The organism is Bacteroides hominis, from assembly GCF_033042785.2.
Taxonomy (GTDB): domain Bacteria; phylum Bacteroidota; class Bacteroidia; order Bacteroidales; family Bacteroidaceae; genus Bacteroides; species Bacteroides hominis.
Genome location: NZ_CP178829.1, coordinates 1,784,247 through 1,809,580, shown reverse-complemented (window position 1 = coordinate 1,809,580; position 25,334 = coordinate 1,784,247). Strand labels below are relative to the sequence as shown.

Genomic DNA, 25,334 nt, shown 5'->3' with positions numbered 1-25,334 from the left:
GGCTTACCGCTTTATGGTGTTCAAGTCCTTGTTTTCCGTTATCTCGAAACTTTCCATCATAAAACCGTGCGGGTTATTATCACTTCTTACAGCGTTCAATAACCGGCAACGGGTGACAAGGCTTCTTTCGGTCACGCTGCTTTCACGGATAATCATTTGCCGGGCATAGGTAGCCACCGCATACGGGTACACATCGAAATTGCATGAAACGCTGTCTATCCGTATCGTTTGGCTGATATTGCCCGATATGATACGGTTGTAATACCCTTTTTCCGAGAGGTCACGGTAATAGTTAAATGCGCTCTTATCGGCAAGGAACAGCGACCGTTTGATATTGCTTTCGATAGCATTCTTATCGGGTGAGAGCGTGAAAAAGAGTTCGTGGAAACGTTTCACGTGTTCCCTTGCTTCAACCGGACGGTTTTGCGAGAGGTCTTGCGAAAGCGCAAGCATCAACGATTTGCCACCGTCCAGCACATAAATCTTCTGCCGTTGCGCTTCGGCAAACGTGTAGGAGTTCCAAACGGCATAACCTGTTATCAGGGTACACATCACGACAAACACAATACCGAAAAGCCGTATCTGTTTGAAACTGGTTTCAATGTTCTTTAAACTTTTAAATTCCATCTTGATTTTTAATTATTGATTACCTTTGATTAGTTTACCGCCGACCCTGCCGCCAGCGTTTCCGGTTGCTGCCCCGGCTACCGCACCGACACCGCTACCCGCTTTGTTAGCCGCACTGTTTATATTCCGGCTCATGTTACCCATTCCACCCGCCTGAATAATCCAGTTCGATACGGTGGGGATGGTGAAGTAACCGACAATGCCGATTATCATAAAAATTATGTACACGCTATTGCTGCTGTCCGGTATGAAATTAGGGTCTGATAGCTCTTGAATATCCTTTTGCAGCATAAGCACCTGTATTCGGGCAAGAATGGAACTGAACAGGTCGGAAACGGGCAACCACAGGTAAACGGAAATGTACCTTGTTATCCATTGGGTCAGTGTCGCCTGAAAGCCATCATACACGCTGATGGCAAAGGCTATCGGACCCAGTATGGCAAGGACAATCAAGAAAAAGGTTCGGATAGTGTCTATCACAAGGGCTGCCGCCTGAAAGAGCAGTTCCAAAAGTTCCCTGAACCAGTCCCGGACGGATTGCTTGATATTATGTGCCGCCCTATCCATATACATGCCGCCCATCGTGGCTATGTCTTTGGCAGACCACCCCAGTTCATCTATCTGCTTGTCAAACGCTTCATCCGAAACAAGATAAGCCGTTTCCGGATTGCGTACCATCGCTTCATATTCCAGCTTGTCCTTTTGTTCCCGGTAAGCGTTCATATCGAAAGTTTGCGTTTCGAGCATATTGTTACAGCCCTTGACTACTGGCGACATCACGCTGTTAATCGTACCCAGTACGAATGTGGGAAAGAACATAATACAGAAGCCAATCACAAAAGGACGGAGCAAAGGGTAAACGTCTATCGGTTCGGCACTGGCGAGCGACTGCCATACTTTGGCAGCCACATAGAACAATGCGCCCAGTCCCGCTATTCCTTTGGCTACCCCCGCCATGTTCCCGCATAACGGCATCATGTCCGTGTACAGACTTCGTAAAATCTGATGCAGGTTATCAAATTCGATTGCTAATAACATACTTGTCTGTTTTTAGAGGTTACCAGTAACGTTCATCCGCCGAGCCGTAAAGAGCCATTACCCGGTCGGTGTCCTTTTTCTTTTTCGCCCGCAGGTAGGAAACGGAAATATTCTTGCGGGTATAGTAACTTACCAAATCCCGGTAGTTCCTGATGGCGTTATACGTCCGGTCGATTACGTCCATCCGTTCCTTGTCCGACATGGAAAGCCCGTTGATGTTCACCACGCTTTTCATTTCTTCCAGTACATCGGAACTTTCCTGCAACAGTTGGGTATAGCCGTAAGCAATCGCCGAAAGTTCGTCCGGTGTATAGTTTTCATCCGAAAGCATCTTCTGAAAACTGTTCACGTATATATCGGAAATCTCCCCGATAAGCAGGATGGACTTTTGTACTTTCCGGGCATCTTTGACAAGGTTATGCACTGATTTTAAGGCATCGTAATATTCTTTACCTTGTTGGTAAATCTTTACCGTTTCCTGAAAATTCTTTATCATATTCTGTGCGGTGGATGATGTCTGTACGATGTTCTTTGACGCATTGATAATCCCTTGCGCCAAATTACCGGGGTCACTCACCACCCACTGTGCACTTACCTTTCCAGCAAACAGGCTGCATACTACGAGCAGCATTATAATCTTTGTTCTCATACGCTTATTTCTTTATTGGTTGTTTACTCCGTTTGTATTCTCCACCGGGTGAAAGTAGAATCCGGTCGTTCTCTTTGTCGTAGGTCAGCAAGACGGAAAGCCCCGTTTCGATGAACAGGTTTCCGTCCTGTTCTGAAATCTGATAGGTTTCCGTTTGGACAGTCCCCCGGTAGGTCTTTCGATAGGTCGTTACCCGGTAATGCCCGTTTTCTTCAAAAAGGGTAAATGCCGGACGATTTTTTACACTTTTCCAGTCGCCACGCATCGCCCTAAGACGGTCGGCGTTCGTTTCCTTACAGGAAGAAAACCCCAGTAACAAGGTGCATAGCAGCACCGGAAACAAGAATTTTAAATGTTTCATACTGATTGATTTTTAAATTGTTGATTGATTATTTTTCAGGATTGCGCTTGCTTTCGGCAAGCCGTTTGATAGCCAGTTCGAGGTTGCCGCCCAACTTTTCAGACAAGGCGAAAAGTTCCATCTTTTCCGTTTCTTCCGTTGTGAACGTGTAATATTCTTCCAAACTCACTTCTGTGGCATATACGGCGGATTGTGTACCGCCCAAGCCTATCCAAACTTCCTTATATTTCCGGTTGGGATGGTTGGCAAGGTTGATGGAAAGCACCTGTGAACGTTCCTTGTCGGTCAGTCCCAAAAGGTTCTGTATGCTATCGAATTTATTAAGGTACTTCCGTTGGTCGAGCAGTATCTTACAATCAGAATTGTTTATAATACTCTCTTTTACAATGGGTGAGGAAATAATATCTTCGACCTCTTGGGTAACAACAATCGCTTCGCCGAAATACTTTCTAACCGTTTTGTAAAGGTATTTTATGTAATCCGCCATATTCGCCGATGCAATCGCTTTCCACGCTTCTTCTATCAATATTAATTTCCTGATACCCTTTAGTTTACGCATTTTGGAAATAAATACTTCCATGATGATAATCGTAGTAATCGGGAACAGGATTTTGTGGTCTTTGATATTATCCAACTCAAAGACAATGAAGCGTTTATGCAGTAAATCAAGCTCTTTGTCGGAGTTCAACAGGTAGTCGTATTCGCCCCCTTTGTAGTAAGGCTCTAATACATTCAGGAAGTTATCTATATCAAAATCCTTTTCCCGGACGTTCTTTTCTTGCAGGTGCGCCCGGTAGTCATTCCTCACATATTCATAGAACGTATTAAAGCAGGGAGTAATCGAACTGTCCTTAGTAATCAGTTCGATATAGGAACTTACAGCGTTTGACAAAGCCACTTCTTCCGCCCGTGTGGGTGCTTCATCGTCTCTTTTCCACAGGGTCAGGATAAGCGTTTTGATACTCTCTTTCTTTTCAATATCAAATACCCCATCTTCCACATAGAAAGGATTGAACGCTATCGGCTTTTCGGTGGTATAGGTAAAATATATCCCATCTTCCCCGTGCGTTTTTCGGTTAATCATTTCACACAGCCCCAAGTAACTATTTCCGGTATCGACCAACAGCACGTGTGCATTTTGTTCATAATACTGGCGTACCATGTGATTGGTAAAGAATGACTTGCCGCTACCACTCGGCCCAAGTATGAACTTGTTACGGTTGGTAATAATACCCCGCTTCATGGGTAAATCTGAAATATCAATGTGCAACGGCTTTCCTGTGACCCTATCCACCATCTTGATACCAAAGGGAGAAAGTGAACTTTTGTAGTTCGTTTCTTCGGTGAACAGGCAAAGAGCCTGTTCGATGAATGTATAGAAACTTTCTTCCGCCGGAAAGTCCGCCTGATTGCCGGGTATTCCCGCCCAAAACAGGGTCGGCGTGTCGGTGGTGTTATGGCGTGGCTTGCATTCCATAAGTGCGAGCTGTGACCCCACATCATTTTTAATGTGCTTTAATTCGTCCCGGTCGTCACTCCACGCCATGATATTGCAATGGCATCGCACGGAAATAAGCCCCTGTGAATGGGCTTCGTTCAAATATTCCTCTATCCAAGCCTTGTTTATCTGATTGGCACGGCTGTATTTGGAAAGGGAGTGCATATTGCGAGCCATCTTTTCAAACTGTTTCAAGTTCTCCGTATGGTCGTCAATGAAGATATACTGGTTATAAATATGGTTACAGGAGAGCAGCACACCCACCGGGGAAGCAAACGACAAACGGCAATCGCTCCGGTCAGTGGATAGCTTTTCATAACGGGTATCTGTGCCTACTTTTCCCGGCATATCTTCTGCATCCGACAGGGTATGCAGGCAAAGAATATCATCGCCAATCTTCATTTCGTCAGCACCCAGTGAAATATCTTTCAGTGTGGTGGTGTCGGTCTGTGAGAGTGAAAAGTATTTCTCCACGATACCCGCCGTTTTCCTTGTCCCGGTTATCTCGTCCGAAGTCAGACGGGTAAGGGTAATGAAACCGCTATCGTTCATAATGCTTTCAAACTGCCCCACCGCTTCGAGGAACTTTGTAACCGTTTCCTTATCCTTTATCTCTTTGGGGACAAGGAAGCCCCGGCAAAGAGTGGAAAAATTGCTCTGCATCCGGCTGCGTTCCTTTGTCGTTTTCGTCAGGAACAAATAGCAGGTATGGTTCAAGAACGGTCGTTCATTGAAATGGCGTTCAAAGGAACGGGAAAGGAAACTCAAATCATCCTTTTGGATGTCAGGTGCATAGTTCTCTTTGATGAACCAGTCCTGTTTGTGTACGATGCTATAATCGGGCAGCACCTTTACCGCCTTGTTCCAAGCGGAATGTATTGCTTCGTATTCGGCTGCCGTGACGGTGAACAGTTCGGGCAGTTCCACCCGGAACGCCACCGTTATGTCGGCATCTTTGGAAACGATGCACCCGTTTTCCACCGTGAACAGTGGAAACTTGTTTTCCAGCGTGGTAGCTTTCAATATATTTCTCATTTCGATGCTTGTTTCTGATTTTTAGTGAATAATCGGGATATGGCTTTTCGGTTGATAATATGGAAAGGGTGGCTTTTGCGTGCGGACAATTTCATCAACCCGTGTGTCCCGTACTTTTCGTTTAACCGGAATGCGAACCATACCAGCAGCGTTGCCGAAGTAACGCCGAAGATGATGCACACCCACTGGTTGATACCTACCATGTACATGATGATGAAAAGCACGAACAGGGCTAACAGCCCGCCCGCAAAAATGAAAAGATATTGACTTTTCAACCGCAGGCTAAGCACCCGGCGCCTTGCCGTATTTCTACGGTAGGTTTCCAAGAACTCGCCTCCGAACCGGACTTACAGGTCTCCCTGTATCCGGCTCTCCACTAACATATTCAGTCTAATTTTCCATCATGGATTTTATTGTGACAGGGAATACATACTGCCAATGTTTTTCTCTGACGTCCAATCATTTGGATTTCCCAAGGCTTCTTACCTTGCAGGTCTTTGAGGCGTTTGACATGATGTACTTCAATATTACCCTCTGCGCCACACAACTCACATTTTCCGGCTTGTAGCCTTTGAATAAGGCTTGAAACCGTGGTATTGAAAATTGTGTTGGCTACAACATCACAACTCGCATCCATTGCGGTTATTTTGCGCTTGAAGCTGCCGTTGAAAAAGACTCTCGTTTTCTTCCTGCCTTTCTTGTCCTCATAGGTCACAGCAAAGTCCTTGTTTATGCGGTACTTCGCAATGATTTTGCGGGCTGTCGTGCTGTACTTTCGTGCAAAAGTCTTATACATACTATATTGCATGATGTACTTGAAAGAATTGAGATGTGAACTGTTATTAGCTATTGAGAAATAGTTTGCAAAACCTCGGATTTCTCTGTTGTAGGCATCCAGTATTTCAAGGTCATCCAAATGAATCAATTTCGTCCGGCTTGTAGATTTCCATCTTGCTTTGCCCTCGAATTGTTGAATCATCATTGCTTCGTAGTAAAGAAGTTTATCCCGCATTGTGGACATAGGAACTTCTAAAACAACCTTTTTACCGTAAGCCTTAATAAGAACTCCCGACTTCTGCCCCCTTAACGCCTTATCCGAAAATGGTCGGACATAGATTTCATAGCCGAGGAATTTAGCCTTTTTATTGCCGTGTGTGATTAAAGTCTTTTCTTCAGAAAGCGATAATTTCAGCCTTTCGTAGAGGAAATTCTTAATATCCTCCTTAATGGCTTCGCAGTCCGTTTTACAACCTATCACTCCGATAATAAAATCATCAGCGTACCTTACGTACTTAATTCGTCTATATCCCTCGTCCATTTCATCGACAGAGGGTAAGTGCATTCTGTTTCTCTGATGTTGCTTTATAGCATCAATCAGTTCCCTCCGAGTTTCTTTGTCCTCGGTTTGCTTCAACTTTGTGCCGAGCCACCACATCTTTCCGGAATGTCGTTTGTACTCAAGGTTCATTGCCCGTTTTTCACCTTTATCGAATTTTTCGGCATACTCTTTCATGTACTTGTCCAACTTGTCAAGGTAGATATTAGCCAGTATCGGGCTAATAATTCCACCTTGAGGTGTTCCGCTGTACGTTTTGTGAAAAGTCCAATCTTCGATATAACCAGCTTTGAGAAACTTCCACATTAGCCTGATAAAGCGGTCATCTGCAATGCGTTCTCTTAAGATTCCGATTAAAACATCATGGCTGATGTTATCGAAAAATCCCTCGATGTCGCCCTCGATAAACCACTTGGCAGCAGTGAAATTTTTCTGTACCTGTATTAATGCGGTGTGGCAACTGCGTTTGGGTCGAAAGCCGTGCGAGGTGTTTTCAAAACTCCCCTCATAAATTGCTCCCAACATCATTCGTAGTACCTCTTGCACCAATTTGTCGTTGAATGACGGAATGCCGAGCGGTCGCATTTTTCCATTTTTCTTGGGTATATACGTCCTTCTCGCCGGTTTTGGTTGATACGTTTCGTTTTTAAGCGCATCAATCAAATTTTCAATTCGTTTCAGACTCATACCGTCAATAGTCTGACTGTCTGAACCCTTTGTCATGTTTCCCTGCCTACCTTGTATGTTATGGTAAGCTAACAAAAACATATCCGAATTGAATAGAACCCTGTAGAGCCGTTCAAACTTGTAGTCCGAAACTTTGCTGTGCTCTGACAGACTGTTTAATACTCTTTCTGGATTTCTCATAATGTCTCTCACATTTTCCGTTAATTGTATTAATAAATGTTAGCTGCCACCCTTCGCCATGTACGAGGCTTTCCCTCGCTCGGACTACTACGGTGGCTCCGTTACCATACCGGATTTTCATAGGTCTCAAACCTAATAGCCTTTCGGCGTTCCGGGTTAGGTAATCCACGTTTAATTCTATGGCAACATAGCTTTGATAGATTGTCGGATACGACTTTCGTCCGTTACTGCTTATGGCAGTTGTGCTGTAACCTGTTCTGCACTCAACCCTCAAAGGTCGAATCAAGCGTGTTACAGTATGGCGTTTATAGTTACCTTCCGCCATCGTTTCGAGTTGTACCACTTGGACTATCGTTTAATCAATCCAGATTTTATCCTCATATCTATCTTTCATCTCTTGATTCAGTCGCATACTTGGTAACTGTATGACTTATCAATTATATCGGCATGCTACACTCCCCGTCTGGTTTTCCTTTCGGATAAGCCGATTGATGATAGGCTATCGAACACTCGCCTAACGTCTTGCTATTGACGCATTTGCCAAAGAACCATTACGTGCGCAGCTTTAAATTCAACTGGCTTGCCTATTCCCCTGTTAATCGGATAGTCTGCCATAGCCCATTTCTTTAGAGGAAGAATGAACGTAGGATGGTGGCAGCCACAATCAGGAAGATACATGCACCGAACCACGAAGCCGCCGTTTTACTGGTGTCAGGGTCGCCACTGCTGAACTTTCCATACACTTTCACGCCGCCAATCAAGCCGACCACCGCACCGATAGCGTAAATTAACTTTGTCGCCGGGTCGAAATAACTGGTTACCATGTTGGTAGCTTCGGTAATACCCGCCATGCCGTTACCCTGTGCAAAAGCGGAGGATGCAACCAAAAGAACGGCTGCCGAAAAGAGAACTTTCTTTTTCATTATAAATACATTGATTTTTTAATTGCCGGACGGTTGGATAGTCCGCCCGGCGGAGTGATTAATAATTGATTTTTTGTGGTTGCGGGGAATGTTCCCCGTGTTCGGAAAAGTTTGTTTTTAACCGTAATCTCTTTGTTTCATCATCTTACTTATTTAAAGTTTACTATTAAAGAAAATCGTTCATGTCGAAGGCTGCCATTTCATCATTTCCGGCAGCCGGAACAGTGGCGGGTACGGGTATCTCATGCTTTTGTAAAAGTTCCGCCACCCGTGACCTGCCCCCGTTAATCTGTTCTACCAGCGAATAAAACAGGTTTGTTTCCGTCCGGCAGATAGTCTGTACCGCTTGCCGTTCTTCCATTTCGGGTGCTTGTTTCACCTGAATGACCTGTACCATTTGACCCAGTTCCCCCAGCGTGATACCCTGTGCCATTTCAGGCTCACCGTCACCCATGTAACAGGCGATTTCTTCCGCTTCAATTTCATCCGGCGAAACGTCCGTTTCTTCCGCATCTTCTGTTTCAAACTCCATCTCAAACTCGGTTTCAATCGCTTGCGGGGTATCGGCGTTTTTTTCATCTGCCAGCTCGTTATCAAGCGTTTTCGTTACCGTTTCCTCGCTTTGCGGGACAAATATAGAAGCATTATCAACCCCTTTTGAAAGGTGTCCTAAAATGTCCCCGTTTGTCCTCATTTGTCCCATCCGGTAACGGCTTGCACCTACAAGAGAATCACCGTTTCCTGTTTTCACAGTCGGTTTGCTTTCCGGTTGTTCCGGCTGCTTTTTCCTACCCCTAAACCATGTTCCCAAGCTATCCCGGTATCGCCATAAGAGAACGGCGTAATACAGGAGCGTTCCGATAATAAACCACTTCAACATATCAGAACGGCTTTTCAAATTTGCTTTCGTACAGTTCGTTTATCTCGTCCTGAAACTGGTCGAAATGCCGGAGCAGGATGTTTTCTACATAGCTGCTGACGGTTGCCTTGCGTCCGCCAATAACGGTTACTATCTTCATCAGCTTTTCGTGTGTGGCACGGCTGACATATAACGGCTGGCGGTCGGTCAAGTCCACCCGCATGAAGTAGGTTTCCCGGTAGTCACCCGGAGCGTTCTTTTTCCGGCGTGCAGGTTCTTTCAATGCCTTTTCTTCCTTTGGCTCTGCCTTGATTTCCGGTTTATCTGCCGTTTCCACTGCACCCGTTTTATCATCCGGTTTATCCGGTGTTTCTATTTCCGTTTTCACCGTCACCGATGGCGTTTCCTGTTTCTTCACGGGCAAGCCCTGTGAAATAATCTCTTTCATAAAATCCTCGTCAATTTGCGGTTTCCCGCCGCTTTGCTTTGCCATATCGTTACAGTTTTATAAGGTATGCGATTTCGGTTATCAGTTCTTCCATGTTGCTGCCCTTTACCAGCCGTTTGTCCGCCGGGAACAGTGTAGAACGGAACACGGTTTTACGCTGTGCGTCCAGTTCCTTTTTGAATCGTTTCGTGTCCGGGATAAATACTTTCATAAGGGGTAGTTCCAATTCCCCGATAGTCTGTTCATACAGGGTGTAGAGGTCTGTCTTTTCCCGTCCATCTACCATGTTCCAAAACAGGTGCAGCCCTTTCAGTCGGCACGCTTCATTCTTTACCAGCAGTTTATGGATAGCCACTGCAAACGAAAGGCTGCTTTCCAATACCACCCGGTCGGCGGCTATGGGGGTGAAAATATAATCCACCCCTGAAAGGGAATTGATAACACCCTCGCTATTTACCGTTCCGGGCAGGTCGAAAAAGACCACATCATAGTCCATCCCGGCAGACGCAAGATATTCATCCGCCGTTTTTATCGCTTCGTCCGGTGAACTGCAAAGGACAGGGTACGCTTTCTTTCCCAGTGCTTTGAACTGGCTGAAAGCAAGCCGTTTGTAATACTCATCACTGTTCACCTGTTCGGCATCCCGTTTGCGCATGGCGGAAATGGAATGTTGCGGGTAATCGCAATCCACGACTGCCACGTTATACCCTTTGAGATAATACAGGTAACTTGCCACCAAGACGGTGAACGTTGTTTTGCCGACCCCGCCCTTTTGGGTGGAGAAAGCCACATACAAGGTTTCTTTCTTCATTGTAATAATTCTTTTTTGTGATATATCTTTATTTCATTCCATCCGTACAGATTGACGGATGGTTTTCTTTCGTTCCATGTTGAAACTCCGAAAGAGAGAATGACTTCTTTTTTTCTTTCCTTGTTTCTTGCTACCTTTCTACAAAGACAGCTTGCTTTCTTTGCAGACAGTTTGCTTTCCCGATTGAATGACTGTTTTCTTTCAATCATTCCATCTGGTTTTCTTTCCTGCTTTCTTGAAAGGTTGCAATCTTGAAATCTTGTTTTCAAGATTACAAAACCGCTTTCTTTCCGTCCGTTTTCCGTTACGTATTTCCATCCGTCCATATTGCTTTCTTTCTTAAATTCGGGACAAATAAACACAGAAAAGTAGTCCCTTTTGAAAGGTGTCCTCAAATGTCCCTGTTTGTCCTCATTTGTCCTATAACCCACTATTTCACAGCATTTTTAATACCCGTTACTTTGCAACCGAAAGGTATCGGTCAGGCTAACCAAGCCCCCGGTGTCGGGAGCGTTCCAATATCCGCTAACTCCAATCCGTCCGTAGGCGGATTTTTATTTGCACTGGCAAATAGCAAGGTGTGTTCTGCGCTGCTTAAAATTCTTTCAGCAGCTTTGAACGCCTTGCCCGGACGAAGCCGGGATAGGGTCACTCCGAAGTCGTAACCCTTAAAAAAATGTAGCATGAAACAGAAAAATGAAAATGCGCCCCGTCCGGGTGGCGCAGGACGAAAGCCCAAAGCAGACCCGGCAGTGTTCAGGTACTCTATCAGCTTCAATGCGATAGACCACGCCCGCTTTTTGGCATTGTTCGACCAATCCGGTATGCGCACGAAAGCGCATTTTATCACCGCCCGCATCTTCGGCGAACCGTTCAAAGTGATTAAAATAGACAAGGCGGCAGTAGAATATTATACCCGGCTGACCGCTTTATATTCCCAATACAGGGGTATCGCCGTGAATTACAATCAGGTGGTAAAGGCTCTCAATACCAATTTTTCAGAGAAGAAAGCACTCGCGTTTCTCTATAAACTGGAAAAGGCAACGATGGAACTTGCCGACCTGAACCGCCAAATTATTGAACTGACCCGTGAGTTTGAAACAAGATGGTTGCAAAGATAAGTGTAGGCAGTTCCCTGTTCGGTGCGCTTTCCTACAACCAAAACAAGGTCGATGAAGAGCAGGGAAAGGTACTTTTAAGCAACCGGATGTTCGAGAGCGAGGATGGGAATTTCAGCATCCGGCGATGTATGGAATGTTTCGATATGCACCTGCCCGCAGACTTGAAAACGGAAAAACCGATTATCCATATCTCCCTGAACCCGCACCCGGACGATGTGCTTTCCGACAGCCAGCTTGCGGATATTGCCAAAGAGTATATGGATAAGCTGGGGTATGGCAATCAACCGTATATGGTTTACAAGCACGAAGATATAGCAAGACACCATATACATATCGTTTCCATCCGGGTAGATGATACGGGCAAAAAGATAAACGACAAGTTCGAGCATATCCGCAGCAAACAAATCACCCGTGAACTGGAACAGAAGTACGGGCTGCATCCGGCAGAGAAGAAACAGGCAACCGAACGCCCCGAACTTAAAAAGGTGGACTACCGGGCAGGGGACGTAAAGCACCAGTTATCCAATACGGTGAAAGCCCTTGTCGGCAGTTACCGTTTCCAAAGTTTCACGGAGTACAAAGCCCTGCTATCTATATATAATGTACAGGCGGAAGAAGTGAAAGGGGAAGTGAACGGTAAACCTTATAACGGTATTGTCTATTCGGTAACCAATGACACAGGAGAAAAGCAGGGAAACCCGTTAAAATCTTCCTCTTTGGGAAAGTCGGTAGGTTACGAAGCCATCCAACGACACATCAAGAAATCCGCAAAGGACATTCAAGACAAAAACCTGAAAGAGCGCACCCGCCGGACAGTCGGCGCAGTGATGAAATCCGCCCGTAATCGTAAGGAACTGGAACAAGAACTGAAAAAGAAAGGTATAGATGTACTTTTCCGGCAGAACGATACAGGCAGGATATACGGTGTAACATTCATCGACCATGAAAGCCGTACCGTCCTGAACGGTTCACGGTTGGGAAAAGACTTTTCCGCCAATGTGTTCAACGACCTGTTTACTGGCTCCCGCACTCTTACTACGGGAAACAGCAAAGCGGAAATGCAGGAACATACGCAAGGGAATAACCCGACCGGGCATCTTTCAGAGGGGACGGGTAAAACCGTTGCCGGACTGTTCGGTTTGTTATCTGGTGGGAATGATACACCGCCCAATAACAGCCAAGTTCCGTCACCCAAGAAGAAAAAGAAGAAGAAACAAAAACGTATTTAGTAATCCTAAAAATTCAATTATGCAGAACGAAGATGATTTAAGAGGACTGGCAAAAGTCATGGACTTTATGCGGGCAATCAGTATTTTATTTGTAGTGATAAACATTTACTGGTTTTGTTACCAGTCGTTCCGGGAGTGGGGTATCAATATCGGGGTAGTCGATAAAATCCTGCTGAACTTCCAGCGTACCGCCGGGCTGTTCTCCAATATCCTGTACACCAAACTTTTTTCGGTGGTGTTCCTTGCGCTTTCCTGTTTAGGTACAAAAGGAGTGAAAGAGGAAAAAATCACATGGAATAAGATTTATGTGTTCCTGACAATCGGTTTTATCCTGTTTTTCCTGAATTGGTGGCTGTTGGTTATGCCGTTGCCACTGGCGGCAAACACGGCATTGTATATCTTTACCATGACAGCCGGGTATCTTTCCCTGTTGGCTGCCGGAGTATGGATTTCCCGCCTGTTGAAAAATAACCTGATGGATGACGTGTTTAATACCGAGAATGAAAGTTTTGCACAGGAAACACGCTTGATAGAAAACGAGTATTCCATCAACCTGCCGACACGGTTCTACTACAAAAAGAAATGGAATGACGGATGGATAAACGTTGTAAACCCGTTCAGGGCAAGCATGGTTTTAGGTACACCCGGTTCGGGAAAATCGTATGCGATAGTCAATAATTACATAAAACAGCAAATCGAAAAAGGCTTTGCTGTTTATATTTATGACTACAAATTTCCTGACCTTTCAGAGATAGCTTACAATCACTTAATCAGCCATTTAGACGGGTATAAGGTGGAGCCTAAATTCTACATGATTAACTTTGACGACCCACGTAAAAGCCACCGATGCAACCCGATAAATCCGGCGTTTATGACGGACATATCAGACGCATACGAAGCCAGTTATACAATCATGTTAAATTTGAACCGCAGTTGGATAACCAAGCAGGGAGATTTCTTTGTGGAAAGCCCGATTATCCTGCTCGCTTCTATAATATGGTTTTTGAAAATCTATCAGGGTGGCAAGTATTGTACATTTCCGCACGCCATTGAATTTCTGAACAAGAAATATGCCGATACGTTCACAATTTTAACCAGTTATCCCGAACTGGAAAACTACCTTTCACCGTTCATGGACGCATGGGAATCGAATGCGCAAGACCAGTTGCAGGGGCAGCTTGCAAGTGCTAAAATCCCGCTTTCAAGGATGATTTCACCCGCCCTATATTGGGTAATGACAGGTGATGATTTTTCACTGGATATAAACAACCCGGAAGAACCTAAGATATTGGTAGTAGGCAACAATCCCGACCGCCAAAATATCTATTCCTGTGCTTTGGGACTGTATAATTCCCGTATCGTGAAACTGATAAACAAGAAGCACCAACTCAAAAGTTCCGTGATAATTGACGAGTTGCCGACAGTATATCTTCGGGGACTGGATAACCTGATAGCAACGGCACGAAGCAACAAGGTTGCGGTCTGTTTGGGCTTTCAGGATTTCAGCCAGTTACGCCGGGATTATGGGGACAAGGAAAGCAAAGTAATTGAAAATACAGTGGGTAATATCTTTTCCGGTCAGGTGGTTTCTGAAACGGCAAAAACGCTTTCAGACCGTTTCGGAAAGGTACTGCAAAAACGGCAAAGCATGACTATTAACCGGAATGACAAATCAACCTCTATCAGCACGCAGATGGATAGCCTGATACCACCCAGTAAAATATCCAATCTCACACAGGGTATGTTTGTGGGTGCGGTCAGCGACAATTTCGATGAACGGATAGAGCAGAAAATATTCCATGCTGAAATTGTGGTGGATAACGAGAAAGTGAAGCGGGAAACATCCAGTTACAAGAAACTGCCCCAAATTATAGATTTTAGGGACGAAAACGGGAACGACCGGATGCAGGAAGAAATACAGGCAAATTACAACCGGGTCAAGCAGGAAGTCCAACAGATTGTCACGGACGAAATGGAACGGATAAAGAACGACCCTGATTTACAACATTTGATTAAAGATGTTGAAGAATAAGCATTTGCCTTTCTTTAAGAATAGTATTATTTGTACTTTTGGAGAAATTATAAATTTACTAATTATGGATGAAAGAAATTATGTTTTATGCCAAGATATAAAAGATAGAATATCTAAAAAGTTTATAGAGAATGGATGGATAACAGTTAGTGATATTGGAATACATTCTGCATTAGTAACAGATGAAAATGTATTAGAAGTATTGGGTAACTATTGTTGGGATTTACCGCGAGGGGATGGAATGCCGGGTGTTTCTGTAAGGTATGTAAATAAAAAGCCTATTGTGAATTATGATAGATTGGGACACAATAAATGTGAACCTTTTGTTTTTTATAGGGATGGTTATGGTACACATCCATCTTATATTGAACTATCCGAAGAATTTAGATTGTATCATAATTTGCATGAAAAATACATTTCAGAAGAAGAAAAGAACTATGTTGTTATGAATAATGGTTCAGAAGAGGTCGTAGCAAAACTATCTAAAATATCATTATACATCAAAGCTAAATATGTAAAGGATTATCTTGCGATAAGAAAAATTAATCTATTAATATTCTTTGATATAGAAAATTACGGTTCTTCAACGTATTCAGAACTCAATATTATTCCTGTTAATAATCAAATAATAAAGGAAGATAATTATATATATAATTATACGAATATGTTTGAGTATTTTAATGAAGAAAAAAAATCTTGTGGTTGGATAATGGGGAAATGTGTTTTACGCTACGAACAAAAGACGGACTATGACCCTTTTGAACGTGATAATAATCAATATTTAGATTATATAATTGGATATGATGATAATGGAGAAGAATTACTACATACTTGCAATAAGGATTTTCTATCAAATTACTTCGTTCAAAAAGAAAATGAACCGTTAGAACTAACGCCTGTATTTTTTTCTAAAGATGTATTAAATAAGTATTATAACAACCCCAATAAATACACAGTTAGTGATGGTCTTATTACTTGTGATGGTTCATGGAGTTTAAAGGTTGATAATAATTGTAAAGAGTATGTTGTTGTAATGTTAGTTGATTTAGGAACATTAGATTATAAGGAACAATCCTATTGGAAAGGGTTTAATATAGCTCCACCCCATAAAGGATGCTTAAGTTATACAGCTTATCAACGATGGATTAATGGAGTTTGGTGTAATCCCATAAGCCCTGATTTTGTATTTAAGCAGAAGTATAAATCTTTTAATAAGAAATGGCATGAAATATACGGTTGGTATTTGTTTCTACCTCTAATAAATGAAGATGAACATAGATTTAAAACATTACATTGCTTGACTACTTTAGATAACGAGCAGGATTTTGACGAGCAAATTTTATCTTTAGTAAAATTATTTATAGACTCTCTAAATCAGGAAGAATTAATAAAAAATGTCTGTATTGAGAAAAAAGAAGTAGTAGATTTTCTAAAAAGAAAGAAGTTTGATAGTTTGAAAGATGTTAAAGCTGGTATAGATAAATTTGAGCTATTTATTTTGTCCCAAAAATATCCAATTCCTGATATGTTTAACTTTTTAAGGAAATTGCAGGATTTACGCTCTCGTGATGTTGCTCATAGAAAAAGCTCTAATAAAAGTAATCGAAAAAGTATAGTTGATTTTTTTAATTTAGAAACTAAGCCTAAACAACAAATACTTGATGATATTTTTAAAGATGTAATAGAGACTATTTCAACATTAGAAGATTTGTTTATAAATGAAAACCCTAAAAATATAATACCGAAAAAATAGTTTTTTTTGTGCCATAATAAAAAGCAATCTCATTGAGGTTGCTTTTTTTATATACTTCTGTGTAGACTAATGAAGCCAAACGAGGACAAATGAAGCCACCCGTTCCCAAATCCTTAAATAGACTCTATTTCATCCTTACTTTTACTTCCGAAATTTTTATTTACTCACTAAAATTCAAAAAGTTATGGATGTAAACACAGCCAACCAGTCCACCACTGACGAACAGATGATGGATATTCTTCTTGTACTGGATAAGGAGAAAAAGACAATCAGCGCAGTGAAAGGCGTGGATGAAAACGGGGAACTCCAAACCGTACCGCCGGAAAACAACAGCGAACTTCTGAAATTCGACCGTCACGGCGATTTCTTTTCCAACTTCTTTTCCAACATGATGAACCAGTTGAAGAACCCGACCCGCTTCAACTTCTTTAAAATCCCCAAGATTGAACTTCCCAAGATTACACCGATAATCAGGGACAACTTCGACCATCCGACCGCCAAGAATGAAGCGGAGATAGAACGTTACCGGGTAACACCCGAAACGCTGAAACAGGGGGTGAAGAATGAACAACCGAACCAAACACAACAGCAACCGCAGCAGGAAGCAACGGCACAAGCACCGCAGCAACCTGACAAAAGCAAGTATGTTATCGACCCTGACAAGGTGGACTGGGAAGCCCTGAAAAACTTCGGGCTTTCCAAAGAACAGCTTGAAAAGGCAAAGGCTTTAGAACCCATGCTAAGGGGGTACAAGTCACCCGGTGCGTTCTCCATCGTAGGAAACTACAATTCCGCCATTATGAAACTGGACGCACGCCTGTCTTTCCGGCATGATAAGGACGGGAATGTGGTTTTGGCGATACACGGCATCCGCCAAAAGCCGGAACTTGAACGCCCGTTCTTCGGGCATGAATTTTCCAAAGAGGATAAAGCCAATCTTCTTGAAACGGGCAATATGGGACGGATAGTGAACCTGAAAAACTATATCACGGGAGAAATGATACCTTCTTTCGTCAGCGTGGATAAGGTGACAAACGAGCTGGTTTCCATGCGTGCAAGCAGCGTCCAAATCCCCGATGAAATAAAGGGTGTCAAACTTAGTAAGGAACAGCAGCAAACCTTACGGGAGGGAAAGGGTGTATTCCTTGAAAACATGATTTCCAACCGTAAAAATCCTTTTTCCGCAACCGTTCAGGTCAATGCCGACAAGAAAAGTTTGGAATTTATCTATCCCAATGCCAAACAGTCACAGGAGCAACGGCAGAAACAGGAACAGCCGAACAACCTTGTCACCAGTGACGGTGTAACCATCCCCAAGAGCATTTCAGGAATAGAACTGACACGCCAGCAACAGCAGGATTTAGTCGATGACAAGACCATCTTTGTTGCCGGGCTGAAAGACAAGAGAGGGGTCGAATACGATGCTTATATTCAGGTGAACCATGACAAGAAGAAACTCGGCTTTTACAGCGACAATCCCAGTTTTGACCGTTCCGCCGTGAAAGAGATTACTCCGGCAAGCAAGAACCGCACACAGGTAGCAGTCAATTCGGAGGGCAAGACCAACGAAGCCACCAAGAAAGTGAAAGAACCTTTGAAAAAGGGTCAGGACAAGCCCACTGAAAAACAGAAAACCAAGCAGGATAAAAAGGAGAAGCAGGAGCAGACGGACAAACCCAAACAAAGCAGGGGACGCAAAAGATGATAGCGGTATTAATCCTTATCCCGGTTATCGGTTTCGTCCTGTTTCTCATTGCCTGTTACAAAACGAACTGGAAAGCCATAGACGAGCAGAACCGACAATTTTATGTAGATGGCTATCACATCTATTATGACCGGAAAATCCTAAGACAAAAAGAAGTGGAACAATTAAAATCGAAATTAGAATGATTGCAGTAATCGGAGAAAAACCAAGTGTGGCAAGGGACATTGCCCGCATTTTAGGAGCGAGTGAAAAACAGGATGGCTACCTTTCAGGTAACGGGTATCTCGTTACCTGGGCGTTCGGCCATCTTGTAGGATTGGCAATGCCGGAAGCCTACGGCATACAGAGTTTCCGCCGGGAAAGCCTGCCCATCATCCCGGAGAGTTTTCAACTTACACCCCGGCAAGTGAAAGCGGATAAGGGGTACAAGGCTGACCCCGGAGCGTTGAAACAGCTAAAGGTAATCAAAGAGGTATTCAGCCAGTCGGACAAGATAATAGTCGCTACGGATGCAGGAAGAGAGGGGGAACTTATCTTCCGCTACATCTACCAGTATATCGGATGCAACAAGCCCTTTGTCCGCTTATGGATAAGCAGCCTTACGGACAAGGCAATCCGTGAGGGACTGCAAAACCTGAAAGCCGGTAGCCTGTATGATAACCTTTTCCTTTCGGCACAGGCACGCAGCGAAGCGGATTATTTAATTGGCATAAATGGTACACAGGCTTTAAGCGTGGCAGCCGGACAAGGAATATTCTCTTTGGGACGGGTACAGTCGCCCACGTTGGCTATGATATGCACCCGCTTTTTGGAAAACAAGAACTTTGTCCCGCAAAAGTATTGGCAACTGAAATTACAGTCGGCAAAAGACAATATCTCTTTTTCTGCCCTATCCGTAGAAAAATACGATGCACAGCAGACCGCCATCGACACACTGCAAAGGATAAAGGAAGCGGAAACGGTACGGGTGAAAACCGTAGAACGTAAGGAAGTGAACCAAGAACCGCCGTTGCTCTATGATTTAACCACGCTGCAAAAGGAAGCGAATACAAAATTGAATTTCTCCGCAGACAAGACATTATCCATCGCACAAAAATTATACGAGGGTAAACTTATCAGCTACCCCCGAACCGGAAGCCGTTATATATCACAGGACGTGTTCGAGGAAATCCCGGAACGTCTTGTTAATTTGGAACAGTACGCCCGCTTTTCCGTGTATGCCGCAGGGATGAAAGGCAAAGCCTTAAATTCCCGTTCTGTGAACGATGGCAGGGTAACAGACCACCACGCTTTGATAGTAACGGAAAATCTGCCCGGCAAGATGGAAACGGACGAACAGGCAATCTATGAACTGATAGCCGGACGGATGTTGGAAGCCTTTTCTGAAAAATGCGTCAAAGACGTTACCAGTGTAACGCTGGAATGTGCAGGGTCGCTTTTCACGGTCAAAGGGTCTGTAACCAAATCTGCCGGATGGCGTGCCGTATTCGGCGAAAAAGAGGACGGGGAAGATAACGCCACTTTGCCTGTGATGCAGGACGGTAACAGTCTGCCGCTTTCCGGTATTGAACTGTTGGAGAAGCAGACCAAGCCCAAGCCGTTACACACGGAAAGCAGCTTGCTTTCTTCGATGGAAACGGCGGGTAAGGAACTGGAAAACGCAGAACTAAAAGCAAGCATGAAAGATACGGGTATCGGCACGCCCGCAACACGGGCAGCCATTATCGAAACGCTGTTTTCCCGCCAGTATATCGTCCGGGAGAAAAAGAACCTTGTCCCGACCGAGAAAGGGCTTGCTGTTTACAATATCATCCGGGACAAGAAAATAGCGGACGTGGAAATGACGGGTATGTGGGAAAATACGCTTGCCAAAATAGAAAGCGGGGAAATGACCCCCGACACGTTCCGCAAAGGTATCGAGGTGTACACAAGGCAAATCACGGCTGAACTTTTGGACGTTCAGCTTTCTTTTGCTTCGGGTAGTGGTTGCATTTGCCCGAAATGTAAAACAGGACGTATCTTGTTTTATCCGAAAGTCGCCAAGTGTTCCAATGTGGACTGTTCCGTTACCATCTTCCGCAACAAGAGCGACAAGCAGCTAACGGACAAACAGATTACCGAACTGGTGACGACCGGGAAAACCGGGCTAATTAAAGGCTTTAAAAGCAAGAATGGTAAAGTCTTTGACGCTTCACTCGCTTTTGACGAACAGTTTAATGTTACTTTCGTGTTTCCTGAAAAGAAAGGCAAGCCGAAGAAATAAGCTGGAAATAGCTATATTTGCCACAGAAAGTTTCATTATAGATAGATTTATAATTGAAATTTTTGTGGTTGAAGCACCCGGAGGGATACCGGGTGCTTTTTAATTACTCTCCTTTATATTGGTAGGTCAGGCAAACTACCTGATTGTCTATCACCCGATGTCCGGTCAGTTCCCACTTCGACCCGAAAGTCTTTCCTATGAACTTGATACCGTCCCCCAACATGACAGGGACAATATACAGCGTTATTTCGTCCAGCAGGGACGCTTCAATCAGCGAGGTTATAAACTTACCGCCGCCAATGACCTGAAGATCCGTTTCCGAACTTGATTTAAGTTCATTGATAGCCCGTAAAGGCACATCGGTAAGAAAGGTAACATTATCTTTACGAGTAACATTGGTGTCGTAATGGGACACTACAAAAGTCTTTTTACTTTTATACGGCCATCCGCCCCAATTCCTGAAAATCATATTATAAGTATTCACCCCAGCAATAAAAACAGAGGGTATTTCATAGGCTGCCGAAATCTCTTTCTTTATATTTCCGGGCATCCAGTTTAAATCTCCATCTTTTCGGGCTACAAATCCATCAAGAGAGATTACAATACAGGTTTTCAAATGTTTCATAAGTTGGTATCTAACAGTTCATATTTGCAAACTGTTCGCCAGTACATCCAAAAAAGAAGCGTGAACCCACGCTATCCCGACACAGAGGCACTGGTATACCTAAAAGACAAGATAGGCAAGTCCACGCCGTATGCACATACAGCATGAAACATTGCGCTTTGGGTCTTGTCTTTTTTGAAAATTACCAGTTTTCTGTGTCAAGACGTTCTGCGAACGTTATGTTATATATAAAAGTGAAGTTCTTTAACTTCAACTATTATCGTCTAATATGAAACTGTTGCAAATATACAGAAAGTCCCGGATATTCCCGAATCGGAAAAAGAAAATCCTGCCTTATCTCACGACAAAACAGGATTGAAAGCCATTAGAAAAGAAAAAATTAATCGGTTTTCTCCCGAATTAACTTGTGTACATCCGTTGCACGGTAATAACATCTGCCATCCAGCATAAGGAAAGGGAGTATTCCCTTTTTCCGGTAACGGGTCAGTGTTCGGGGAGCTACTTTCAGAAGCAGGCACAAGTCCTGATTATCCAGTAGTTCTTCCCCGTCCAAACAATTACGTCCGTTTATCACTCGGTCTATCTTCTTATCCTGCATATCGAACCTATCCATAATACGTTCCATCCATGCGGTAAAATCGTCTTTGTCTATATACATAAGGCTATCTGATTAAATTGAACCAATCATAAAATAACTTTGGTTGGACGGGTCTTTGATGATAATATCCTTTTCTCGCATGAAGCGGATATAGCTTTTTGCGGTGCGTTCTTTCACGTCCAAAATCTGCTGTATCTGTTCGCACAAGTCTATGTAGGTGATGTGTTCCTGTCTGCCGAACACGTCACGGGCAACCCCGACCAATTCCTTTTCTTTGCGTTTCTCTTTTTCCTCACGGGTCTTTTCACCCCTGTAAAGGTGCATTCCGGCTGCTTTGTCCCACGAAAAGAGCATTAAAGGAACATCCAGCGGGCTGCCATCCCTTACTTTCAGGGCTTTTACCACAGACATAGCCGGGTCTTCGTCTTTCTCTATCGAAAGGATAGCAGCCGCTTTGCGTTGCAGTTCCGAGCCTAAATGCCCCCGGAGCTTTAAGCCATTGGGAATAAAATGCAGCACGCAAATGATGCAGGTTTTATATATTCCTGCCAGTCGATACAATTCATCTATGATTGCCACGCTTTCCGCTTCGTCATTGGCACACCGCACAAGGTCAGCAATACCGTCTATCACCACTAACTGAATGCCATCGTACTGGTAATAATATCTATCCATGCTCTGAACAATGGCGTGAAGTCTTTCTTTACGAGACATACCCGTAAGGCAGAAAGCCTTAAATTCATCAGGCTTGTCTGTTTGTTTCGCCCTTTTTATCAAGTTAGTTACATTCTTGAACAGTTGTACTTCCGATTGTTCCGTATCATAAAGCAGGACGGCTTTATGTTTGGTATTTTCGCTTACATTGATACCCAGCGTATCAACCTGAACATTTGCTGGGCGGATTGAACCCGCCACAAGTGCAGCCACATAATTACTTTTCCCTGTTCCCTCTCCGCCTGTGATGCAACACAAGTTCCCCTGTGTTCCCAGTGGAACGTCACCCGCCGAAATAATTTCCTGCGCTTTTGCCGGAGGATTATTAAAATCAATCTCACACGATTTAAGCATAGTCATTGTTTCATTATAGATTGTATCTAAGAAGTCGATAAATAGCTTGATAAAGTTTTCCCGGCTGTTGCCTGCCCGGAAATAATCGGAAATATCCTTTTCCGTTTTAGTTCCCTGTAAAGGCAGTAACAACCGTTTCACCCCGTATTCACAGAGTTGTTTCTCATGCTTCTTTGCGCTTTCTGTTCCGGTCGCATCCATATCATAAAGCAATATGATATGTTTAAACCGGAACGTAAGTTTATAGATGATATTCGGCGGGACGGTTACCGTTTCACTGTTGAAACAAATCGCATGAAATCCCTTTGCAGCCAGTGAAAGGACGTCTTTTTCTCCACCTGTTATAAACAGGGTGTCGCCTTTGCTGGGTAGTTGTTCCAGTCCGAAACAATAATTCTCGCCGATGTTACCGCCATACAGGAAACGTGTTCTTGAAAACGGTCTGTACAGTTTGATAAAGCGTTTGCTTTTATACCCATAAATGGGTTCTTCCTTAGTGGAAGTATAGGAAAACGGATTACCCTCTGAATTTTTACTTTGGAACTGGACGACCGAACAGACTTTATACTGTTCCAGTATTTCAGGGGTTATGCCGTACTGTTGCCAGTATTCCAGTTCGGAAGCGGTAAATTTCCTCTCCTTAAATGTGTACGGTCTGCCAGTACATTCTACTGGAACAGGCACAGGCTTTTCCTGTTCTTTAAATGGTTGGGGTAGAGGTATCGGATTACCCTCTGAAATCCCCAACGACAAATCCCGGTCAATAATCTGCAAAATCTTGATGAAGTCACCTGAATTGTTACAATCCAACCCTTTGAGCCTGCCCACGAAAAAGAAACAGTCACCGGAATAACTGTCATTCCCGAAATCTTTCAATTTATAGGTATTGCTCCGGCGGTCGAAATAGATGTTACAGGACGCTTTGCTGTCCTCATACAACGGATTAAGGAAGTTACGACCTACCCGCCATGTACCAGAAATGTAGTGTTTGAACACGTTCAGACCGTTATTTGTCCTTTCTAAGATTTCGTCTTTCCTTAACATATAGCTTGTGGTTGGTTATCAGGTTACGCATACATTCGTCATTGCTCTTTATCAAACGGCTTTCCAGCAGCCGCTTAATCTCTCCGATTTTATAGAAATTGCGTCCCCTGATGGTAGAGTAAGCAATTTCTCCTTTGGAGCGGAGCCGTTGCAGGGTACGGTCACTTATTTTCAGGAAAGTACATACTTCGTAACTATCCACCCAAATATCATCTTCATTCTCCTTACAGTCGTCCTGACGAGAAAATACATAATTGGCAATCACATTAATCTTTGCCATCAATTCCTTAAAGGCTTTTGTTTCTACGGTTATTACATCCATAATTATACTATAATTGTTTGGATGCAAAGGTGCAGGCTTTTCATAACCTAAACTTACAACCTATTTCCAAGTTGGAAGATTTATTTTTTGAGGTAAAATATAGGAAAACAGGGATAATAATAGGCTTTTGGATAGAATTATACCTTTAAAAACAGGAGATACAAAAACAACCAAGTTGGTATGAACTTGGTTGTTTTTGTTTAAAGGTTATCATCTTCATCCATCTTTTTAAGCAGGCTTTTTATTAAGCTGTTTAGAAAAGAAGTCCGGTCTTTTTTTCGGTCTTTCATGGTTATGTAAGTTCGGTAATAGTCGCCTAAGTCGATTTGAAACGATGCTTCCATAAAAGTCATAATTTCTTTTATATCCGTTTGTCCGTTATTCAGGACACCTGCCGCATAGATAGCGTAGCCTAATTCTACGGCGGCTATTTTTGTTGCAGTCCACCGAAAAGGGTGTTCCGGTAAGAAAGACCGACTTTTTGCGATGATTACTTGCTTATCAACCCCATGTAGCTTTTTATTCAGATAAATACAAAGCATGTCATTCGCTAATATTTGTGCTGCTTTGTGGTCGTAACAAGTGGAAAATTCCGGGTCACGGTCATAAGGTACACAATTCGGACACAGCTTAAAATCAATATGCCCCCGTACAAAATAATGATTGTCTAAGTGGGTCGCTTTAGAACGGTAATATTGGTAAAAATCCAAATTACTTTCAAAATAGGAAGTCAATTCATCCAATCTGTCGTTATAATACTTTTTTAAGACTTCAATACTTCCATGTGGTTTTCGCATTTCGGTATTGTAAATCTCTGTAAAGTATAATAATCTACTCAATACTTCCGGTTTGATGTGTTTGAAGAAATAAATTTCTTCTTCCTTGCTACTGAAAGGATGATTGACAATATATGTCCTCAAATCTTCGAGTGACCGTTGCAGGAACTCTACGACATCGAGAACTGCCTCTATTGAAATATTCCAGTTATCAACATCTATTTTTTCATAGATAGCACAGTCTATGTTTCTTATAAATTCTTCAAAATCGATTTCATTGTTCATGTTATAACGGTTGTCTTAATGCCGAAAAATGTATCTTTATTCTGACTTTTGTAAAAGGCAG

At 43.3% G+C, this 25,334-nt stretch carries 25 protein-coding genes; 7 read left to right on the top strand and 18 right to left on the bottom strand.

Features of this window, described 5'->3' with window-relative positions:
- Positions 1-3 precede the first annotated feature (3 nt).
- The 13 genes from traK to R3O62_RS07635 form a co-directional block, all read right to left on the bottom strand.
- Complete coding sequence (traK, locus tag R3O62_RS07695) at positions 4-627, bottom strand: conjugative transposon protein TraK (RefSeq protein WP_005926197.1); 624 nt, start codon at positions 625-627, stop codon at positions 4-6.
- Between the two features lie 12 nt (positions 628-639).
- Entirely contained in the window at positions 640-1,665 is a 1,026-nt protein-coding gene (gene traJ, locus R3O62_RS07690; RefSeq protein ID WP_028897895.1) for a conjugative transposon protein TraJ, read from the bottom strand.
- Positions 1,666-1,684: 19 nt separating this feature from the next.
- Entirely contained in the window at positions 1,685-2,314 is a 630-nt protein-coding gene (locus tag R3O62_RS07685) for a DUF4141 domain-containing protein (RefSeq protein ID WP_005926203.1), read from the bottom strand.
- A 4-nt stretch (positions 2,315-2,318) separates the two neighbouring features.
- Positions 2,319-2,675, bottom strand: coding sequence for a DUF3876 domain-containing protein (locus tag R3O62_RS07680; protein WP_028897896.1), 357 nt, complete (start codon positions 2,673-2,675; stop codon positions 2,319-2,321).
- A 28-nt stretch (positions 2,676-2,703) separates the two neighbouring features.
- Positions 2,704-5,208: a TraG family conjugative transposon ATPase gene (locus R3O62_RS07675; protein WP_317473064.1), complete on the bottom strand. Its 2,505-nt coding sequence runs from the start codon at positions 5,206-5,208 to the stop codon at positions 2,704-2,706.
- Positions 5,205-5,534: a DUF4133 domain-containing protein gene (locus tag R3O62_RS07670; protein WP_317473063.1), complete on the bottom strand. Its 330-nt coding sequence runs from the start codon at positions 5,532-5,534 to the stop codon at positions 5,205-5,207. The genes R3O62_RS07675 and R3O62_RS07670 overlap by 4 nt, the downstream gene beginning before the upstream one ends.
- A 59-nt stretch (positions 5,535-5,593) precedes the next feature.
- Positions 5,594-7,411: a reverse transcriptase/maturase family protein gene (locus R3O62_RS07665; protein ID WP_317473062.1), complete on the bottom strand. Its 1,818-nt coding sequence runs from the start codon at positions 7,409-7,411 to the stop codon at positions 5,594-5,596.
- Positions 7,412-8,037: 626 nt separating this feature from the next.
- On the bottom strand, positions 8,038-8,334 hold the full coding sequence (locus tag R3O62_RS07660) for a DUF4134 domain-containing protein (RefSeq protein WP_317473061.1): 297 nt from the start codon (positions 8,332-8,334) through the stop codon (positions 8,038-8,040).
- 166 nt (positions 8,335-8,500) lie between these two features.
- Positions 8,501-9,214, bottom strand: a complete 714-nt coding sequence (locus R3O62_RS07655; protein ID WP_317473060.1) for a hypothetical protein — start codon at positions 9,212-9,214, stop codon at positions 8,501-8,503.
- A 1-nt stretch (position 9,215) separates the two neighbouring features.
- Complete coding sequence (locus R3O62_RS07650) at positions 9,216-9,686, bottom strand: DUF3408 domain-containing protein (protein WP_317473059.1); 471 nt, start codon at positions 9,684-9,686, stop codon at positions 9,216-9,218.
- Between the two features lie 4 nt (positions 9,687-9,690).
- A complete protein-coding gene (locus R3O62_RS07645) occupies positions 9,691-10,452 on the bottom strand; it encodes a ParA family protein (protein WP_028897900.1) in 762 nt (253 codons plus the stop codon).
- Positions 10,449-10,778: a hypothetical protein gene (locus tag R3O62_RS07640; protein ID WP_317473058.1), complete on the bottom strand. Its 330-nt coding sequence runs from the start codon at positions 10,776-10,778 to the stop codon at positions 10,449-10,451. The genes R3O62_RS07645 and R3O62_RS07640 overlap by 4 nt, the downstream gene beginning before the upstream one ends.
- A gap of 155 nt (positions 10,779-10,933) precedes the next feature.
- Positions 10,934-11,137 carry a hypothetical protein gene (locus tag R3O62_RS07635; protein WP_317473057.1) on the bottom strand — a complete coding sequence of 68 codons (204 nt, stop codon included), beginning with the start codon at positions 11,135-11,137 and terminating at the stop codon, positions 10,934-10,936.
- Here R3O62_RS07635 and mobA point away from each other — a divergent pair.
- The 7 genes from mobA (at position 11,136) to R3O62_RS07600 (ending at position 20,555) form a co-directional block, all read left to right on the top strand.
- Complete coding sequence (mobA, locus tag R3O62_RS07630) at positions 11,136-11,573, top strand: conjugal transfer protein MobA (RefSeq protein WP_005926230.1); 438 nt, start codon at positions 11,136-11,138, stop codon at positions 11,571-11,573. The genes R3O62_RS07635 and mobA overlap by 2 nt on opposite strands.
- Positions 11,558-12,802 carry a conjugal transfer protein MobB gene (gene mobB / locus R3O62_RS07625; protein WP_413958306.1) on the top strand — a complete coding sequence of 415 codons (1,245 nt, stop codon included), beginning with the start codon at positions 11,558-11,560 and terminating at the stop codon, positions 12,800-12,802. Before mobA ends, mobB begins: the two co-directional genes overlap by 16 nt.
- Before the next feature lie 19 nt (positions 12,803-12,821).
- On the top strand, positions 12,822-14,834 hold the full coding sequence (gene mobC, locus R3O62_RS07620; RefSeq protein ID WP_317472378.1) for a conjugal transfer protein MobC: 2,013 nt from the start codon (positions 12,822-12,824) through the stop codon (positions 14,832-14,834).
- Positions 14,835-14,898: 64 nt separating this feature from the next.
- On the top strand, positions 14,899-16,587 hold the full coding sequence (locus tag R3O62_RS07615; RefSeq protein WP_028897904.1) for a hypothetical protein: 1,689 nt from the start codon (positions 14,899-14,901) through the stop codon (positions 16,585-16,587).
- Between the two features lie 184 nt (positions 16,588-16,771).
- Positions 16,772-18,292, top strand: a complete 1,521-nt coding sequence (locus tag R3O62_RS07610) for a DUF3945 domain-containing protein (protein WP_317472379.1) — start codon at positions 16,772-16,774, stop codon at positions 18,290-18,292.
- Positions 18,289-18,477 (top strand): hypothetical protein, encoded by a 189-nt coding sequence (locus R3O62_RS07605; RefSeq protein ID WP_317472380.1) that lies wholly within the window; start codon positions 18,289-18,291, stop codon positions 18,475-18,477. Before R3O62_RS07610 ends, R3O62_RS07605 begins: the two co-directional genes overlap by 4 nt.
- On the top strand, positions 18,474-20,555 hold the full coding sequence (locus R3O62_RS07600; RefSeq protein WP_317472381.1) for a DNA topoisomerase 3: 2,082 nt from the start codon (positions 18,474-18,476) through the stop codon (positions 20,553-20,555). Before R3O62_RS07605 ends, R3O62_RS07600 begins: the two co-directional genes overlap by 4 nt.
- Positions 20,556-20,658: 103 nt before the next feature.
- Here the strand turns inward: R3O62_RS07600 and R3O62_RS07595 are convergent, their stop codons facing one another.
- From R3O62_RS07595 to R3O62_RS07575, 5 genes are all read right to left on the bottom strand, one after another.
- Entirely contained in the window at positions 20,659-21,180 is a 522-nt protein-coding gene (locus R3O62_RS07595) for a dihydrofolate reductase family protein (protein WP_317472382.1), read from the bottom strand.
- A 379-nt stretch (positions 21,181-21,559) separates the two neighbouring features.
- A complete protein-coding gene (locus R3O62_RS07590) occupies positions 21,560-21,838 on the bottom strand; it encodes a helix-turn-helix domain-containing protein (protein ID WP_007483899.1) in 279 nt (92 codons plus the stop codon).
- 12 nt (positions 21,839-21,850) lie between these two features.
- Positions 21,851-23,890: a bifunctional DNA primase/helicase gene (locus tag R3O62_RS07585; protein ID WP_317472383.1), complete on the bottom strand. Its 2,040-nt coding sequence runs from the start codon at positions 23,888-23,890 to the stop codon at positions 21,851-21,853.
- Entirely contained in the window at positions 23,853-24,212 is a 360-nt protein-coding gene (locus R3O62_RS07580; protein ID WP_028897910.1) for a helix-turn-helix domain-containing protein, read from the bottom strand. Before R3O62_RS07580 ends, R3O62_RS07585 begins: the two co-directional genes overlap by 38 nt.
- 200 nt (positions 24,213-24,412) lie before the next feature.
- Positions 24,413-25,273, bottom strand: a complete 861-nt coding sequence (locus tag R3O62_RS07575; protein WP_028897911.1) for an RteC domain-containing protein — start codon at positions 25,271-25,273, stop codon at positions 24,413-24,415.
- Positions 25,274-25,334 lie beyond the last annotated feature (61 nt).

Coding starts and splice junctions, on each gene's coding strand:
- traK (WP_005926197.1), bottom strand. CDS start 627: ATGGAATTTAAAAGTTTAAAGAACATTGAAACCAGTTTCAAACAGATA.
- traJ (WP_028897895.1), bottom strand. CDS start 1,665: ATGTTATTAGCAATCGAATTTGATAACCTGCATCAGATTTTACGAAGT.
- R3O62_RS07685 (WP_005926203.1), bottom strand. CDS start 2,314: ATGAGAACAAAGATTATAATGCTGCTCGTAGTATGCAGCCTGTTTGCT.
- R3O62_RS07680 (WP_028897896.1), bottom strand. CDS start 2,675: ATGAAACATTTAAAATTCTTGTTTCCGGTGCTGCTATGCACCTTGTTA.
- R3O62_RS07675 (WP_317473064.1), bottom strand. CDS start 5,208: ATGAGAAATATATTGAAAGCTACCACGCTGGAAAACAAGTTTCCACTG.
- R3O62_RS07665 (WP_317473062.1), bottom strand. CDS start 7,411: ATGAGAAATCCAGAAAGAGTATTAAACAGTCTGTCAGAGCACAGCAAA.
- R3O62_RS07660 (WP_317473061.1), bottom strand. CDS start 8,334: ATGAAAAAGAAAGTTCTCTTTTCGGCAGCCGTTCTTTTGGTTGCATCC.
- R3O62_RS07655 (WP_317473060.1), bottom strand. CDS start 9,214: ATGTTGAAGTGGTTTATTATCGGAACGCTCCTGTATTACGCCGTTCTC.
- R3O62_RS07650 (WP_317473059.1), bottom strand. CDS start 9,686: ATGGCAAAGCAAAGCGGCGGGAAACCGCAAATTGACGAGGATTTTATG.
- R3O62_RS07645 (WP_028897900.1), bottom strand. CDS start 10,452: ATGAAGAAAGAAACCTTGTATGTGGCTTTCTCCACCCAAAAGGGCGGG.
- R3O62_RS07640 (WP_317473058.1), bottom strand. CDS start 10,778: ATGGACGGATGGAAATACGTAACGGAAAACGGACGGAAAGAAAGCGGT.
- mobA (WP_005926230.1), top strand. CDS start 11,136: ATGAAACAGAAAAATGAAAATGCGCCCCGTCCGGGTGGCGCAGGACGA.
- R3O62_RS07635 (WP_317473057.1), bottom strand. CDS start 11,137: ATGCTACATTTTTTTAAGGGTTACGACTTCGGAGTGACCCTATCCCGG.
- mobB (WP_413958306.1), top strand. CDS start 11,558: ATGGTTGCAAAGATAAGTGTAGGCAGTTCCCTGTTCGGTGCGCTTTCC.
- mobC (WP_317472378.1), top strand. CDS start 12,822: ATGCAGAACGAAGATGATTTAAGAGGACTGGCAAAAGTCATGGACTTT.
- R3O62_RS07615 (WP_028897904.1), top strand. CDS start 14,899: ATGGATGAAAGAAATTATGTTTTATGCCAAGATATAAAAGATAGAATA.
- R3O62_RS07610 (WP_317472379.1), top strand. CDS start 16,772: ATGGATGTAAACACAGCCAACCAGTCCACCACTGACGAACAGATGATG.
- R3O62_RS07605 (WP_317472380.1), top strand. CDS start 18,289: ATGATAGCGGTATTAATCCTTATCCCGGTTATCGGTTTCGTCCTGTTT.
- R3O62_RS07600 (WP_317472381.1), top strand. CDS start 18,474: ATGATTGCAGTAATCGGAGAAAAACCAAGTGTGGCAAGGGACATTGCC.
- R3O62_RS07595 (WP_317472382.1), bottom strand. CDS start 21,180: ATGAAACATTTGAAAACCTGTATTGTAATCTCTCTTGATGGATTTGTA.
- R3O62_RS07590 (WP_007483899.1), bottom strand. CDS start 21,838: ATGTATATAGACAAAGACGATTTTACCGCATGGATGGAACGTATTATG.
- R3O62_RS07585 (WP_317472383.1), bottom strand. CDS start 23,890: ATGTTAAGGAAAGACGAAATCTTAGAAAGGACAAATAACGGTCTGAAC.
- R3O62_RS07580 (WP_028897910.1), bottom strand. CDS start 24,212: ATGGATGTAATAACCGTAGAAACAAAAGCCTTTAAGGAATTGATGGCA.
- R3O62_RS07575 (WP_028897911.1), bottom strand. CDS start 25,273: ATGAACAATGAAATCGATTTTGAAGAATTTATAAGAAACATAGACTGT.